Consider the following 15,856-nt stretch of genomic DNA (forward strand, 5'->3'; position numbering starts at 1 on the left):
TCAATCAAGAAAGGAAGGAACGTATGAAAAAGATTATTGCATTGCTTATGGCAATGGCACTTTTGCCGAGTTTCACCGCATTTGCTGAAGACAGCCGTGTCATTCAAAGCGAGCTGTTTGTATCCCCAAGCGCAAGCATTGACGGCGACGGCACAAAGGAACACCCGTATAAAACCATAGAGCAGGCGCAGCAAAAGGTTCGCACCATGAACACGCAAATGACGGGAGACATCGTGGTAAACCTGCTTCCCGGGCGGTATGAGCTTTCGGACACGTTAGAGTTCACAGCAAAAGACTCCGGCTCGAACCACTACGACGTTATCTACCGCGGCAGCGGCGACGACACAACCCTATCCGGCGGAAAAGCGGTCAGCGGCTGGAAACAGGGCGAAAACGGAATCTGGACGGTACCGGTGGAAGCAGATTTCGTGCGCGAGCTTTATGTGGACGAAACCCCTGCAAGCCGGGCGTCCAGCAGCAAGCGTATCGCTGGGATTGCAAACTACCAGGATCCGGATTCCTATTATAAAACCTATGGTTCCGATGGGTTTTATGCCAACAAGTCGGAAATCGGGCTTTATCAAAATCCCGGCGACATTCAGCTCATGTGGAATGTGACCTGGCGGGTTTATTATATGAATGTGGAAGATATTACAGCAGACCCGGAAAACGAAAGCCGGGTCATTGTAAAAATGGAACAGCCCGCCTGGGGCGCAATGTATGCCACCACGGCCTCTACCAGCCCGCGTTTTCACTACGGCTTTACGGTGGAAAACGCCAAAGAGGTGTTAGACGAGCCGGGCGAGTTTTATTTTGACAAAGCCGAAAAGCTTCTATATTATAAGCCCCGTGAGGGACAGGATATGACAAAAGCCGAAACCATTGTTCCGGCAATCGACCGGCTGGTGATGTTCCGCGGCAAACACTGTCAGACCTGCGACGGCAACCTGCGGGTAAAAAATATCCGGTTTGAAAACGTGCGCTTTGCCCACTCCACCTGGGGCGCGGTAGAGGGGCTGGGCTTTACCACGCGCCAGGCGGAGGTAATGAACATTCCGGCGTCCCGGGGAAAACACGTGCCCGGCGCAGTACAGCTTGAATATACCGACGAAGTAGACATTGAAAACTGTACCTTTTTCGGCATCGGCACCGCGGCGCTGTCGTTAAGCGAAAGCGTGAAAAAGGGCGAGTATAACAAAAACGTATTTTCCGACATCGGGGCAAGCGCCTTAGTGGCGGGAAAAGAGTGGCACTCGAAATACTTTGAGCCGTCAAACCCCAAGGCCGCGGCCAACGTGGCATTTCGAAAACCCTTAATCGGCTCTTACCAATATGTAACCGGCCAGATGGAAAACTATTGCCTCTCCATGTTTTCGTCTTACCACGAACAGTTCTACGACGAGTTTTACACCGCCCTCGGCAGCACCTGGCAGGGGGAGCCCTGGGCCAAAGACAAAGGCATAAAGCCCTGGCTGATGATAGACATGGAGGAGGCCTACACCATCGACAGCTTGAAGCTGGGCTTTGCGGAGGGTGTCACCGAGGAGCAGAGAAGAAACATAGAAATTTTAGGCTCCAACGACCCCAAATTTGAAACCTACATCACCTTTGCCACATTTGACAAGCCCGCGGCAAACCTGCAAACCGTTCCGGGCAATAAAACGGAAAAAGTGCGCTATCTGATGATACGCAAAACCGTTTCCGAAGCCTTCGGCATTTCCCAGCTTTGGGCCTACAGCTACGACGAAGCGCCCAAAGGCTCAACGGGAATTTGCATAGACAACACTTTTTCCAACAACTACATCACAAAGGTCGGCAAGTTCAATATGGGCGCCCCGGCAATCCACGCCCTTTATACCAATGGGCTAAACCTGTCCCACAACGAGATTAACGACGTGTCCTACACGGCCATCTCCTTAGGCTGGGGCTGGGAGGCCATCGACTCCGCCGAAACCGGCAATAACACGGTTTCCTACAACAAATTAACCAACTATAACCAAATGTGCTTTGACGGAGCCGCCATATACACCTTAGGCGACCAGCCCGGCACAAAAATTAATCATAACTATATGTCCGGCCAGAATCTGGGCCAGTCGATTTACTTCGACCAGGGCACGCAGTTTATCGTGGCGGACAACAACGCCATGACTGACGTAAACCAAAGCGTGTTCATCTGGCACCCAACGGTTATGAACAACAAGGTCTATAACACCTATTCCGCGTCGGGCCTGTTTACAAAGAACAACCCCAACAACGTGCTGAACGAAATTCAGACGTTCCCGGCAGGCTCGCCCCCGGCGGAGGCCTATAAAATCCAGCGGGAAGCGGGAATTGAGCCTGCGGTGCGCGAGTCTGTCGTAAGCCGCGTTCCCGATACGCCCGACCCATACCTTCGCGGCCGCGAGGCATTCGAGGGCGTGGCCCGAACGGTGAATCAAAATCCAGCCCACCCGGATTCGGAGTCCTTACAGGAAATGACGGAGATTTTTTTAGCCGACCCCACCCTGGGCAAAATCCCGGGCAAAAGCACCTATGAAGAAATTTATGCAATAAAGGAGCTTTATAACCGGTGCGTGGCCTCTGAATTCGGCCTTGACGAAAGCTTGGCGCTGAAAGAAAAACTGCTGGCGGCGGCGGAGGGTATCACCCATAAAAGCCTTAATGAAATGCTTGCGTTCTGCAAGGAAGCGCTTTTAAAAGCCACCGTGGGCAAAACGCTGAACGCCTACCCCCGGGAGGCGGTGGACGCTCTCACAGAAGCCGTAAACGGCATAACCGCTTCCGACCGGGCGGACGAATTTGCAGAATACGCGGCGGTGCTGCGCTTAGAAACCGCATATGCCGCATTTGAAGCGGCAAAATACGCCGCCGATGTGGAATATGCCTATATACCGGGCGGAACCACCGAAATCAATCAGGAAACAAAGAGCATTACCATCACCATTCCCCAGGCGGCGGACTTTGCCGCCGTGAAACCGGAGTTTGTGGTATCGTCCGGCGCAGAGCTGGCGCAAGACCCCAGCGCAAAGCAGGACTATTCCAAAGAAACGGTCGTTCCGGTTTACCAGCCGGAGCTAAAACGGTATGTATATTGGAAATTGAACGTGGTAAAGAAAAACGAACCTATACTTTCTGAAAAAACTGTTTCGGCAGAACGTTCGCAATGGAAATCGTGGGGCAAAAACATCGCTCCGCAAAGCGATAACGGCGTGCTGACACTATTTGCCAACTACCAGCCCTATCTGTATCAAAAGGGCAGATTCGACAAGGAAGTAAACGTGAGCTTATGTGCGGAAACGAAAGACGCAAACAACGAAATCAGCCTGATTTTCGCGGCGGGCAATCCGGACATGGAAAGTCTGAATCAAACAGGCGCAGAAAATAACCATTACCGCATTGCGCTTTCCGGCAGCGCCGCGCGGCTTTACAGAGTGAAAGACGGGCAGGCGCAAATGGTTTCGGAAACGCAAAACAACGGTTTTTCCTACGGCGAATGGAACAATATCCAAATCAAGGCCGCGCAGGACGGCAATTACGACAACATAACCGTGTATATCAACGGCGCGGCGGTACTGAACGCCAACAGCATAGAGAGGCTTGGAACAGTTGGATATTTCGGAATTCGCAGTAACAGTCAAAAAATAAAAATAAAATAACGTTACAGGAGGAAAATTTTATGAAAAAGTTTTTATGTGTTCTGTTGTCCCTGGGCATGCTGCTAACAGCTGCAAACGTATGTGCGGCGCCGGGAGACGTGGTAAACGTGGCCTTAGACAAACCGGCCTTTGCAAACCAGCAGTACGGCGCGCTTTCGCCTAAAAACGCCACAGACGGAAACGCGCAGACCTGCTATGCTGGCACATGGGGCGCGGCAGGCACCAACGTAACGTTTTACGTAGACTTGGGCGAGACGTATCCTATCCACAGCTTAAAGCTGTTTTTAGGCGGAACCGACCAGGAAGCGCAGCGGAAAAACTTCAATATTTACTTTACCAATGAGCGCCCCGTTTGGACAGCGGCAGGGGAGCGCGTTCTGGTTCATGAACAGGCAGAAGACCCCGGCGACGATGTGGAATTAAACGTCTCCGTGCCCGACGAGGCGAAAGTCGAAGCATACCGCTACGTTGTAGTGGAGAAACAGGACCGGGAAACGGGCCTTGCGATTCGTGAAATTGAGGTTTACGCTCCCGCAGACAGCGTTCCGGAAAAACCATCTTACATGGTGGAAATCGGAAGAAACAAAACGGCGCTGTCAAACGATAACTTCGACACCTCTGCCAGCTATATGCTAAACGACGGAAACGCCGCCACCACCGTAGCGGGCGAAACCAGCGGAACTTCAGAAACGGGCGCCCTGCGCTATAAAGCGTGGATTGATTTAGGCGCGGCCTTCCCCATTGAAGGCGTGAATATTTCCATTACCAAAGGCAACGACACCTGGTTTTTCATCTACGGCTCAAACGACCCGACCTTCGCCGAAAGAGACACCCTCTACACCGGAGAGGGAACCCCCTTAGGGCAGGATTTTAAATTCCTTGAAACGCCGGAAGAAATGAAAGCCACGCCGTATCAGTATATCATGGTAGAGCGTAACAACGGGAAAGCTATGGCAATCAGCGAGCTTGAGGTTTACACCACCAACACCGCCGCGGAAGAAACGGAAGTTTCAGAGCAAAACGGCCGTGTCATTGAAATCGGCCGGGGGAAGAAGGTTGTTTCCAACAGCTTTGCAGGTTCTTATGTGGCGGAGAACATTAACGACGGCACCGATTCAAGCTTTTGGCAGGCAAACTGGCCCACAACGGAAGAACACTATGCGTTTATCGACATGGAAAAACCAATTTCCGTTGCAAGGGTAACCACCTTTGGTGCACAAACGGTAGGAGCGGGCAGAACCGACGCAGATTTAAAAATCGTAGCCACCAACGACCCGAATTTGGCTCCTGAAAACTGGGACACCTTAGCCACCTGGGAGGCAAACAAAACAACCCTTCCCCGCAGGGAAATGATGTTCACCCCGGCGGCGGAGTTTGCGAAAAACACCTACCGCTTTGTGGGAATCAGCACGATTTTGGGAACCGGAACAAACGGCATGCAGGAGCAGCGCGTAGGGGAGCTTAAGGTTTATACCTACGCACAGGATTTTAAAGAGAGCCTGAATCCCATTGCGGCCGCATGGAACAGCGAAACGAAAACGGCAGACATCTCCTCGGTTATGGTAACCAACGCGGGCACGCCCTATACCATGATTGCGGCGGCCTATCAAACGGACGAAAACGGAAACAACCAGATGATAGGCGTGAGCATTCAGAACTTCGACGGGCTTGTGCAGGGGGCCTATCAGCCCGTCTCCATGACGGCGGACCTTTCCGGCGTGGAGGGGATTGAAAACGTCACAAGAATCCGCGTGATTTTGGTAGACACCTTAGACCGGATGTGCCCAAAAATGGCGGCCTATGACATTCCTCTGTCTTAAACAATAGGGGAAAACCGAAGGAGTGAAAACATGATACGAAAAAGGCTTGCTCGGCTCTTATTAGCGGCAATGATGGCATTTTCCGCCCTTTCGGTTTCGGCTGAGGGTGATAACAGCAGTTTAACGGCCAAACTTTCAGATTCCTCAGTTGAAATTGCAGGAACAACCAGCGCTGGCTATGTGCAAATTGTTGTAATGAAGCCCCTGCGGGATTTTTCTGAAATCACGGCGGAAAACTTTAAAGAAATTGTGTATTACACGGACACCCTTACAGTGACCGGCGGAGGTTTTTTGTGCAAAATATCGCTGCCCGAAGATGCAGAAAACGGAAGATATGCGGTAAAAGCCATTTTTAATGAGGAATCTGGCTGTGCGGAAATGAAAACCAGCTTTTTTAAAACTTCAAACGAATATACAAAAGAAATGACAGCAGCCTACTTATCTGCAGATAAAAGCAATTTTCGCAAGGTTTTTGAAACCTATGGCGAGATTTATGACGAAGCAGATTTGTTTGCAAAAGAAATCGGCGGGCTGCTCATTGAACACGAAGAAGCAGTTTCCGAGTGCTTCATCATTGCAAAAAACGGCATGGTGAACCATACGTTTACCGAAACGCCCGAAACGGTGACGGCGCTGGGCGACATCACCAACATGCTCAAGTGCACGCTCATGCTGTATCATATGAGCTATTCCGATGACTTTGAGGCATATGTGGAGCTGTATCGCGAAACAATGCCCCTTGTGTTTGACGAAAATTACGACAAAACAGAGTTTTCCCACATATTTAAAATGGTTCGGGAAAAAGATGTGCAAAACACAGACAAAGCGTTTGTAAATGCAGTTCGGAAAACCATAGGACTTTCCTTAATTCTAAACGGCAGCAATGCCGACAAGGCAAAGGCGCTGGAGCGCTTCAGCAGCGAGCTTGGCATAGCAAAGAAGACGCTGGAAAACAGCGGCTTTGCCCTTTTGGAAATTGCCAAATATCTTGAAGATGATGAAGCAGCGGTGAAAGAATATGCAGGCGGCATGGAAAGCGCCGTAAAAGACGCAATTGACGCCCTTGAGAAAAAGAATAACAGCGGCGGCTCCGGCTCCGGCAGTTCCGGCGGACGGGGCAATTCCTCTATTTCGGTTGGAAACCGGGAACCTGCAGGCACTCCCGACCCATCGACACCGCCGGACACGCCGGAACCCAACCCGCCTTTTTGCGACCTGGACGGCGTTTTGTGGGCAAAAGACGCAATTTTAAATTTATATCAAAAAAAAATCATCAGCGGAAAGGAAAACGGACGTTTTGCCCCGCAGGACAACCTGTCCCGCGAGGAGGCGGTTAAAATTCTGGTCGGCGCATTTGGTCTTTTTGAAAAGCAGGAGGACCTGCACTTTTCAGACTGTAACGTGGAGGATTGGTATTATCCATATGTAAGCATTGCAGTGAAAAGCGGCATTGTGCGGGGTATTTCCGAAACCCTTTTCGGAACCGGAACAAATATCAACCGGCAGGATTTTGCGGTGATGCTCAGCAGAACACTTACAGCCGCCGGCTGTAAATTAAACGGGGCAAAGGCGGTTTCCTTTGCAGACAGCGAAGCGATTTCAGAATATGCCCGGGCAGACGTTGACGCGCTCAGTGCGAACGGCCTTTTTGTGGGCGACGAGAGTCAGCGGTTTTACCCGCAAAACAGCATTACAAGGGCAGAAGCCGCCGTGGCAATTGAACGGGCGGTTAACTTTACCGAAAGCAGTCAGGAGGTGCAGCCATGAAAAAATTAATCAGTTTGCTAATGGTGGTGCTTGTGTTTTCCAGCATTTTATGTGTGCCGGCAGCCGCCCTTGAAAACGTGGCGCTGAACAAGCCCACGGCAGCCTCCTCTGTTTATGCGGCAGGCACAACCGGCCCTGCCAATATAAACGACGGCAACAGAAGCAACTATTTTGCCAGCGGAGGCGCGGTTTTAGAGGGAACCGTAAACGGAAACCAGTTTGTCAGAATTGACCTTCAGGAACCCTGTGAAATCGACTCGGTTGTTCTCTATACCCGTGTGGATGTAGACGACGGCAGATACCGCAAAAATTTAGCGGTAGAGTTTTCCAACACCGCTGATTTTGCAGAAAAAGAAAGCGTGCAGGCGGTGGGAAACGAACCGGTGGGCTTTAAAGAATCCATTGCGGTGGATTTAAACTTAAAGCGTCCATACCGATATGTGCGCGTTGTGCAGTCGGCGGGAGACAGCCTGCTGGTGTTGGCTGAGGTAGAGGTGTTCGGCGAAGCCGCGGCTTTGACGGATGAGGATAACAACACCGTCCCGGCGGAATATGCCGACGCCGCGGCAAGTGAATATGCCGGCCCCATCCGCCTTTTGCAGGTGATGGGCGTGATGTCGGGAATAGACGAAACCGCCTTCGGCGTGAACAAAATCGTGTCGCGGGCACAGGCGGCCGACGCCATTGTGAAAGCCGCCAACCCCGACTATCCCAAAGCAGAAAAACAGCCGTTTTCTGATGTAGACAGCGCGTTCTGGGCGGCAGACACCATAAGCAGGGCATGGGATTTGGGAATCATTAAAGGCGACGGCAACGGTGACTTTCGGCCGAACGACCCGGTGAGCGAGCTTGAGGCCATTACCATGATGCTGCGCGCACTGGGCTATGGAGCGTTTTTAGAGGCTAGAAACAGCGTTTCACAAACTATTTCCGCCGCAAAACAGGCCGGGCTGGTGAAAAGCTTTCAGGCGGACAAAAACGAATATATCGGCCGCGGCAAGTTTGCCCAAATGCTTTACCGCATGCTGCGGAGCAATGTAGCGGTTGTAAAGGAAATCAACGGCGACGGCCTTCGTTATGAAACAAGAAAATGTCTGTTGGAAGACCTGCATGGCATTTTACTGGATGAAGGGCTGGTAAAGCAAAACCGATATTCCCATTTGAGCTGGCCGAAACCGTCTTCCGGAAACAATGCCGTAATCGGCGCTGAAAATTTGCTCGACCCCCGGGGCATTTTAGATAGCCTTTTGGGTTACAACGTAACATATGCAACACAAAAGGACCAACCCGAACAAATTTATATCGCATGGCCCGAAGACAATGAAACCGTAACCATAAAAGCCGAAGAGTTAGACAGCACCAAAGAGGAAATAAAAAAAGGCAGCGTTCGGGTTCTGCGTGCGGACGGCAAAAAAGAGCATTACACCCTTTCTGCGGCAAAAGACATTGTGATAAACGGCGTGTCCTATCCTGAGGCACTGCCGGAGGATTTGTTGATTTCAGCGGGAACCGTTACGCTGATTGACAACGACAGCGACGGAAGCTACGACGTGGTAGACGTACAGTCCTACGAGGTAATGGAGCTTTTGCTGGTCGCCGACAAGGGCGAGGAGCTTATGGTTACCGACTCTTTTGGAAAAACAGAAACCTTAGTCAAAGAGAATACCGCCGTTTTTTATGTGAACGGGTCGGAAGCAAAAACGGGAAAAATAAAAACAGGCCGGGTTATCCGCCTGTATCAATCGAAAAACGGACAGAAAAGCAAGGTTGTTTTGCTGGATAACACCATATCCGGCACGGCAGAAAACATTGCCCAAGGAATAAGCGTTACGGTTGGCGGAACGGTTTATCCATATGCCGCCGGACTGAAAAGCAGCGAACACCAGGAGGAATTTGCCCCCGGCGATGTTATTACCCTTTATTTAGACGAAGAAAATAAGGTGGAATGGATTTTAAAAGACGCAGAACAACAGAGCGGCGACTGGAACATCGGCTTTTCGCAAAAGGTAAACCTGGCAAAGAGTATGGGCGACAAAACCCAGTTCCGCATTTTTAATCAAAACGGCGCGTTTGAAACGCTGCCTGTTGCGGACAAGGTTTTTGTTGACGGAACAAGGGTGTCCCACGACGAGCTGACGGAAGCGGTAAGAAAAAATCCGGAAAATTATGTGCTGGAGTTTATCCGTTACCAAAGGAATGACGGCGGTGAAATTTTTCGTCTTGACACCATGAATCAGGGGGAGCGGGAGGACGGCGAAACCATGAGCTTTTACCGAAAAAGCACCGGCGGCAGTATGGTGACGGAGGTAAACGCAATTTATAACGGGCAAACCTATGTTATGCCCGCAAAGGGTGACGCGCTCACCTTTGTGATTCCGCAGATAGACGGAGAATTCACCGACGACGAGGAATATGACTATGTATATGACATCAAACAGCTTTCACACGTCATTTACAATCATAACGACAACGGTGACACTACTGTTTCCTCCTATATGCTGGGGGAGGACGGATTTCCAAAGTTCTTTGCAAATATAAAAAATTATAAGGGAGGCGGCTCCGGCCTGAATGTACGCCTGGTTTCCGACACGGCAAACATGCCGGTTTTGCTGGTTGAACGTGTGAACGCAGCAATGAAAAACGACATTGCCGGCCACACCATTCACGTTAGAAACCTGAAGAACGGCAAAACAGAGCAATATTTTGTGGAAGACCAGATAAAGCTGTTTGAAACGGGAAAGGTGTTTCAGGAAAAGCAGGAATGGTTAGACGCCAACATGTGGCTGGACGAAAGCAAAATTTTCAGTGCGGATCCGGCTGTTTTGCAAAATTATGTCAGCGGTTTTTCTGATTTGTCCTTTGGGGACATCATTGGGTGCGAATTGGCGTCAGACAGGGTAACGGCCATTGAGCGCCTTTACCGGTATGACAAAACAACAGCGCCGGAACTGTTAAACAGCGTTTGGTATTCCGGCGGGCAGCACCCAAAATGGTTTTTCTCGCGAAACAGGCTGCAGCTTGGAACGGTTGATCAAACCGACAAGATTTCGGTCACCTTTCAGACCAAGGAAGGGGCGCAGGAACGCTTTTACCTATCCTCATTTTTCAGCACGCTGTATGTCTGCGATAACACTCGGGAGAAAATTACAACCGAAAACGGCGCCAACATCAGCGCATACTTAACCGATCAGACGAAGTTTATGTATCTGTGTTCCTCGGGAACGCCGGTTTGCATCGTTGCATATACCTTTGATTAGACACGATAATTTGATAAATTGTTCTCTCTCTCCTTAGGCTGTGCGCAAAACTGCGGCCTAAACGGAAAATGCCTGTAGAACGCTACAGGCATTTTTACGTTATTCAATTGCTTGCACCTTTTCCGTGTCCACTGAGTGAATAATCAGCTTTTTCCACCGTCCCGTTAAGAAGAAGCCCAGGCCAAAAACCATGGCGGCGGCAGATGCAATGGGTCCGCCCAGACCAACGCCCAACAGCCCCATATTGAGCACCATGCCGAATATGTAAGATGCGGGGATTCGGAACAAGAGAGACGACATAATGCCGTTAATCAGCGAAAAGTTGGTGTGCCCCGCACCGATAAACAAACCGTTAAAGCAAAAGCACAGAGGAGCTACCAAATAGTCATATTTAAACGCTTTTATGTATGCAACGCCGTTTGCAATGAACTCAGGGTCGTTTCCGAACAGACGCATACAGCTTTCCGGGAACACGCCTACGATAAAGAATATCACAATGCTGATGGCCATGGAAATTGCCATGCCAACCAGCATGGTTTTGGCAGCCCTGTCATACTTTTTCGCGCCGATGTTTTGGGCACTCATGGCGGAAACCGAGGTGCTCATGGCAATGCCGGGTAAAATAGCAAATCCGTTCAGTTTGCCCACTGCGCCCACCGCGGCAGAGGCCATAACGCCAATAGAGTTTACCAGCGCCGTTAAAAACAGAAACGACGCGCTTGTGGCAACATTCTGAATAGACGTGGGAATGCCAATTTTCAAAATCAGCTTTAGCTGCTTTTTTGTTGCGCCTTTAAACGAGTCTAAGCTAAAGTCGAAAATAAAGTTGTTTTTTCTAAGGTAAAGAATGCACAAAATCATGCTGATGGCCTGGGACATAATCGTCGCCAAAGCAGCTCCGGCTGCGCCCATATGAAACACTGCGACAAACAAAAGGTCGAGCACAATGTTCACGCCGCAGGCAATTGCCACAAAAATAAGGGGATTACGGCTGTCGCCCAAACCGCGCATAACCGCGCTTAAGGCATTGTAGCCAAAAATGAAAATCGTGCCCAGCATGCTGATGAAAAAGTATATTCTTGCCTCGGAGAAAGACTCTGCCGGCGTTTGAATGAGCCGAAGCAGCGGTTCCTGCAGCGCCAGCATGGCCACAGTGATGACCACAGCGGCAACGGTGAGCGACACAAACAGCGTCGCAATGGTTTCGTGCATGGACTTCCTATCGTCCGCCCCCATATACTGCCCGATTAAAACCGTTGCGCCGACGGCCAGGCCAAACACCATGTTGGTGATTAAAAACGAAACCTGCCCGCCGATATTTACGCCGGACATTGCCACCTCGCCTGCAAACTGGCCCACCACCAGCATGTCAACCGTGCTGTAAAGGGACTGGATTAAATTCGATATTAGAACAGGAAGCGAGAACAAAACAAGCTGTTTTACCACGTTCCCTTCTGATAAATTGTTTTCAAATTTTGCCATTTTTAAGTAAATACCTCGCTATTTTATGGTGATAATTTCATATTTATTGTACCATTTTTTTTAAAAACGGGCAAGGGCTTTTTGCTTGCTTTTGCGCTTTTTGTCAAATGTTATCAGAAAAAATTTTTAAATCTTTGGATTGTTTGTAACTATTTTTTTCCTTGACGGGGATAAAACATTGCTGTATAATATATAATATTTTAATAGAGGAGAGAGGAAATAAATGGAGTTCATTTTTTCAAACGGGGTTTCGCAGCTCGACTGCATTGCAAGAATTGTGGCAGCCTGCCTGTGCGGCGCGCTGATAGGATTCGAGCGCAGCCGGCGGCAAAAGGAAGCCGGCATCAGAACGCACATCATTGTGGCATTAGGCTCGTCTCTGATGATGATTGTGTCGAAATATGGTTTTTTTGACATGGTGGACATTCACAGCGGAGTGTTCACCGGCGACAGAATTGCCGCTAACATCATAACCGGCGTGTCGTTTTTAGGCGCGGGCATGATATTTTTCCGCGGCAGCTCGGTGAAAGGCCTAACCACCGCGGCGGGCATCTGGTCTACCGCAGGGGTGGGGCTTGCCGTCGGGGCAGGGCTTTACATCATTGCTGGAACGGCCACGGTGCTGATTTTAATTATTCAAATCATTTTCCACAAATGGCAAATTAGCGCAGACACCCAGGTGTTCGGAAAAATTGTGGCGGTTTTGGAAAACGACGAGGCCAAAATTGATTTCATTGCAGACGCATTAAAAAATGAGGGGATTGAAATTGTTTCCAGCCGGTTTGAAAAACTTGGCGACGACAAGGCAAAAATCACCTATGCAGTGCGCTCCGACAATGAGGTTTCTGCCAAACAGTCTGCAAGACTTTCGCGGATTATTCCCGAAATGGTGTCGTTAGAGGTGCACAGCAACACATAAAAAGAGCGGAACCGCTTGGTTCCGCTCTTTTTATTTTATTCTTTTGTAAGCCCAAAAGAAAATGCAAACTCAATTTGCTTCTCTTTCAGCCGATATCGCTCAAGCAGCGCCGGCCCGCAGGAATTCGAGCCGATTCCTGAAACCTTGTAGTCAATCCGCACGTTCACGGCGCCGTTTTTGCACAGCTCGTCAATGTGTCCCGCCTGGGAAAGGTCTAATGCGTCAAACTCAGAAACGTTAAATTCAAACCCATCTCCTGTAAACGTAAGCCCGTTATTAAATGCAAGCTCCTTTGTGTTGGTGTGGTTGCCGTGCTCTTGGGGTTTTACATAATTCACATACTCGTCTGCTGCCGCGCTGTGAAACAGCCCCATGCGGGCAAAGGCGCGCATGTCGGCGTAATTTTCGTCCGGCCCCATGCCAAAATACGAAAAGCGGCTGTTTTCTAAAATGGTTTTAAACTCAAAGCCCAGCCGCGGCAGCCACACACAGTCCTCCCGCACGGAGCCTGAGAGGGAAACGTCCACCGTGCCGTCGATGAAAAACGTATAGACTGCGGTATAGCGGAAAAACGGTTTTCTGGAAATGCCGGCAAGGGAGCCTGTTACCGTAATCACGTTGTTGTCTGTGCGGCAGTCATAAACCTTTGAAAACACTTTGTTAAAGTTCTCGCCGGACTGGTTGTCGCTGTCAGACCATTCCCATTTTTTTCGGATATGCCTGTCGTTGTCTGTGGGCGCCCGCCAAACAGAAAGCTTGGTGGGGGAAACCAGCTGTTCTTTGCCGTTTCGTTTTATCGAAACAAACCCGCCCAAAAGCTTTGAAAATTCATAAACAAAGCCATCTCCCCGGGCGATAATGGTTTTTTCGGTTTCCGTCAGCGCCAGGGCACTGCGCGGGGCCTCGCGCGATTGTTTTGGAACAGAAAGCTCGTGCTGAACGAAGGCGACCTCGTGGCCGTTTTTGTCAGTAAACGATGCGTTTAAATATGCCCCCAAACGGCAGCCGGTAACGTTTTCCATTAACGCGGCCACGTTCAGCTCGCGGCTTTCTTTGGGTTGCACATCAAGCGTATAATCCCCCTCCGCCACAGTTTCGCCGTCCGCCATTACGGAGAGCTTTAACGAAAACTCCGAAAGATTGGTAAAGTCATAAAGATTTGTCACAGTGAAATCCGTGCCGTTCAGCGAAGCTGAAATGTTTTGATAGGCGGCCTTAATTTCTTTCGAGCCGGCTTTCAGCCGGCGGTCGTGGGTCACCATTCCGTCACAGCAGAAGTTGTGGTCGTGGGTGCCCTCGCAAAAATCGCCGCCATATTTGGGCACGCCGTCAATCACAACGGTGTGGTCAGCCCACTCCCAAACACAGCCTCCGATAAAGGCGGGATAGCGGTAACAAAAATCCATATATTCCAAAACCGTTCCGGGGCCGTTGCCCATTGCGTGAGCAAACTCGCATAAAAACAAAGGCTGTTTATTTTCCGGGTTTGTTAAATACCCCTCAACCGTCCGGTTGTTTTGCTCTTTGGAATAGGCCTCGTTTTTATACACTTCAGGATACATAATCGAATACACGTCGGCGTGGTCTAAATATCCCAAACGGGACGCGTCCTCACAGTGAACAAGCGCTCCCGGCCTGCGTGCACGGAGCCATTTCACCATTTCATAGTGGTTTGGCCCGTGGCCGCTTTCGTTTCCGGTGGACCACATAATGATGGACGGGTGGTTTTTGTCCCGCTCGAAGGCGCGTTCCATGCGCTCAACATAGCTTTTCGTCCACTCTTTTTTGTTGCCCGGCCAGTCGGAATTGTCGTTGTCATAGCCATAGCCGCAGACGCGGGTAACAAAACCGTGGGTTTCCAAATCGGTTTCCAGCACCACATAAAGCCCTAACTCGTCGCACAAATTCAAAAACTTCGGCGGGGGCGGGTAGTGGGACGTTCTCACGGTGTTAATGTTTAACGACTTCATCAATAAAAGGTCGTTTAAAATTGCCTCGTCGGTCTGATACCAGCCGGTGTAAGGGTCTGTATCATGGTGGTTCACGCCTTTTAACTTCACCGGCACGCCGTTTATGATAAGGGCGCAGTCCGGGCCGATTTCCACAGTTTTAAACCCGGTTTTGATTGTAATGACTTCGCCGGCGGATTCAAATTTCAAGGTGTATAAATAGGGCTTTTCGGCGTTCCAAAAAACAGGATTTGCAACGGCAAAGGAAACCCCGTTCTGCCCGGTTTTTGTTTCTAACACACGGCCCTCGCCGTCGCACAGCGTGACGTTGGCGCTGCCGCTGAATTTTGCAGTTATCGCACATTTTTCTGCCAGCACCTCAATGTCCGTCAAATGCCCCTGGGGGCGGGACAGCATATAAACGTCTCTGAAAATGCCGTTAAAACGGAAAAAGTCCTGGTCTTCCAAATAGCTTCCCGAGCACCACTTCAGCACCTTTGCGCGCAGGGTGTTAACACCTTTTTTTACAAAGGGCGTCACGTCAAACTCCGCCTGCAAATGGCTTCCCTGGCTGTAGCCTGCAAATTCGCCGTTTATGTATAAAAACACACAGGAGGAAACGCCCTCAAACACAATATAGGTTTGGTTGCCGGCGTTTTCTACGTCAAACTCCCGCTCATAAATCCCGGCCGGGTTTCTGTCGGGCACAAAAGGCGGGTCAACCGGATAAGGGTAGTTCACATTGGTGTAGTTGGGGTCTTCATAGCCCAAAGTCTGCCAGCAGGACGGAACGCTGATTTCGTCCCAGCCGGAGATAGAATCAGTCACGTCTGTCTCACTGTCAAAGTAATGAAACCTCCACCGGCCGTTTAAAAGCGTATATGCCCCCTCGTTTTCCGGAATGTAATAGCTCCGCTGAGGGAGGCGGTTTATGGAAATGTTATCTAAATCTTCATAAAAACGCATGGTCAAAACTCCTTTCTATCCTGCATTATATCGTCAGGCA

7 protein-coding genes are annotated in these 15,856 nt (G+C 50.0%); 5 read left to right on the forward strand and 2 right to left on the reverse strand.

Features of this window, described 5'->3' with window-relative positions; genetic code table 11:
• The first annotated feature begins 23 nt into the window (after window positions 1-23).
• From WIG73_RS08830 to WIG73_RS08845, 4 genes are read left to right on the forward strand one after another with little or no spacing between them, the layout of a single operon-like run.
• Window positions 24-3,656, forward strand: a complete 3,633-nt coding sequence (locus WIG73_RS08830) for a right-handed parallel beta-helix repeat-containing protein (RefSeq protein ID WP_337400187.1) — start codon at window positions 24-26, stop codon at window positions 3,654-3,656.
• A 20-nt stretch (window positions 3,657-3,676) separates the two neighbouring features.
• The gene (locus tag WIG73_RS08835; protein WP_337400189.1) at window positions 3,677-5,476 is read left to right on the forward strand and encodes a hypothetical protein; all 1,800 of its coding nucleotides are present in this window, start codon (window positions 3,677-3,679) and stop codon (window positions 5,474-5,476) included.
• Window positions 5,477-5,506: 30 nt separating this feature from the next.
• Window positions 5,507-7,243, forward strand: coding sequence for an S-layer homology domain-containing protein (locus WIG73_RS08840; protein WP_337400190.1), 1,737 nt, complete (start codon window positions 5,507-5,509; stop codon window positions 7,241-7,243).
• The gene (locus tag WIG73_RS08845; RefSeq protein ID WP_337400191.1) at window positions 7,240-10,500 is read left to right on the forward strand and encodes an S-layer homology domain-containing protein; all 3,261 of its coding nucleotides are present in this window, start codon (window positions 7,240-7,242) and stop codon (window positions 10,498-10,500) included. Before WIG73_RS08840 ends, WIG73_RS08845 begins: the two co-directional genes overlap by 4 nt.
• A 99-nt stretch (window positions 10,501-10,599) precedes the next feature.
• On the opposite strand, the gene WIG73_RS08850 is transcribed toward WIG73_RS08845, so the two are convergent.
• Window positions 10,600-11,982: an MATE family efflux transporter gene (locus tag WIG73_RS08850; protein WP_337400193.1), complete on the reverse strand. Its 1,383-nt coding sequence runs from the start codon at window positions 11,980-11,982 to the stop codon at window positions 10,600-10,602.
• A 223-nt stretch (window positions 11,983-12,205) separates the two neighbouring features.
• Here WIG73_RS08850 and WIG73_RS08855 point away from each other — a divergent pair, with 223 nt between their 5' ends.
• Window positions 12,206-12,901: an MgtC/SapB family protein gene (locus WIG73_RS08855; RefSeq protein ID WP_337400194.1), complete on the forward strand. Its 696-nt coding sequence runs from the start codon at window positions 12,206-12,208 to the stop codon at window positions 12,899-12,901.
• Window positions 12,902-12,936: 35 nt separating this feature from the next.
• Here the strand turns inward: WIG73_RS08855 and WIG73_RS08860 are convergent, their stop codons facing one another.
• On the reverse strand, window positions 12,937-15,816 hold the full coding sequence (locus WIG73_RS08860) for a glycoside hydrolase family 2 TIM barrel-domain containing protein (RefSeq protein ID WP_337400195.1): 2,880 nt from the start codon (window positions 15,814-15,816) through the stop codon (window positions 12,937-12,939).
• Window positions 15,817-15,856: the final 40 nt, after the last annotated feature.

The sequence above is a fragment of the Congzhengia sp. genome (assembly GCF_037235575.1).
Classification (GTDB): Bacteria; Bacillota; Clostridia; order UBA1381; family UBA9506; genus Congzhengia; species Congzhengia minquanensis.

Excerpts from the sequence above, each read along its gene's own strand:
- WIG73_RS08830 (WP_337400187.1), top strand. The coding sequence starts at position 24 with ATGAAAAAGATTATTGCATTGCTTATGGCAATGGCACTTTTGCCGAGT.
- WIG73_RS08835 (WP_337400189.1), top strand. The coding sequence starts at position 3,677 with ATGAAAAAGTTTTTATGTGTTCTGTTGTCCCTGGGCATGCTGCTAACA.
- WIG73_RS08840 (WP_337400190.1), top strand. The coding sequence starts at position 5,507 with ATGATACGAAAAAGGCTTGCTCGGCTCTTATTAGCGGCAATGATGGCA.
- WIG73_RS08845 (WP_337400191.1), top strand. The coding sequence starts at position 7,240 with ATGAAAAAATTAATCAGTTTGCTAATGGTGGTGCTTGTGTTTTCCAGC.
- WIG73_RS08850 (WP_337400193.1), bottom strand. The coding sequence starts at position 11,982 with ATGGCAAAATTTGAAAACAATTTATCAGAAGGGAACGTGGTAAAACAG.
- WIG73_RS08855 (WP_337400194.1), top strand. The coding sequence starts at position 12,206 with ATGGAGTTCATTTTTTCAAACGGGGTTTCGCAGCTCGACTGCATTGCA.
- WIG73_RS08860 (WP_337400195.1), bottom strand. The coding sequence starts at position 15,816 with ATGCGTTTTTATGAAGATTTAGATAACATTTCCATAAACCGCCTCCCT.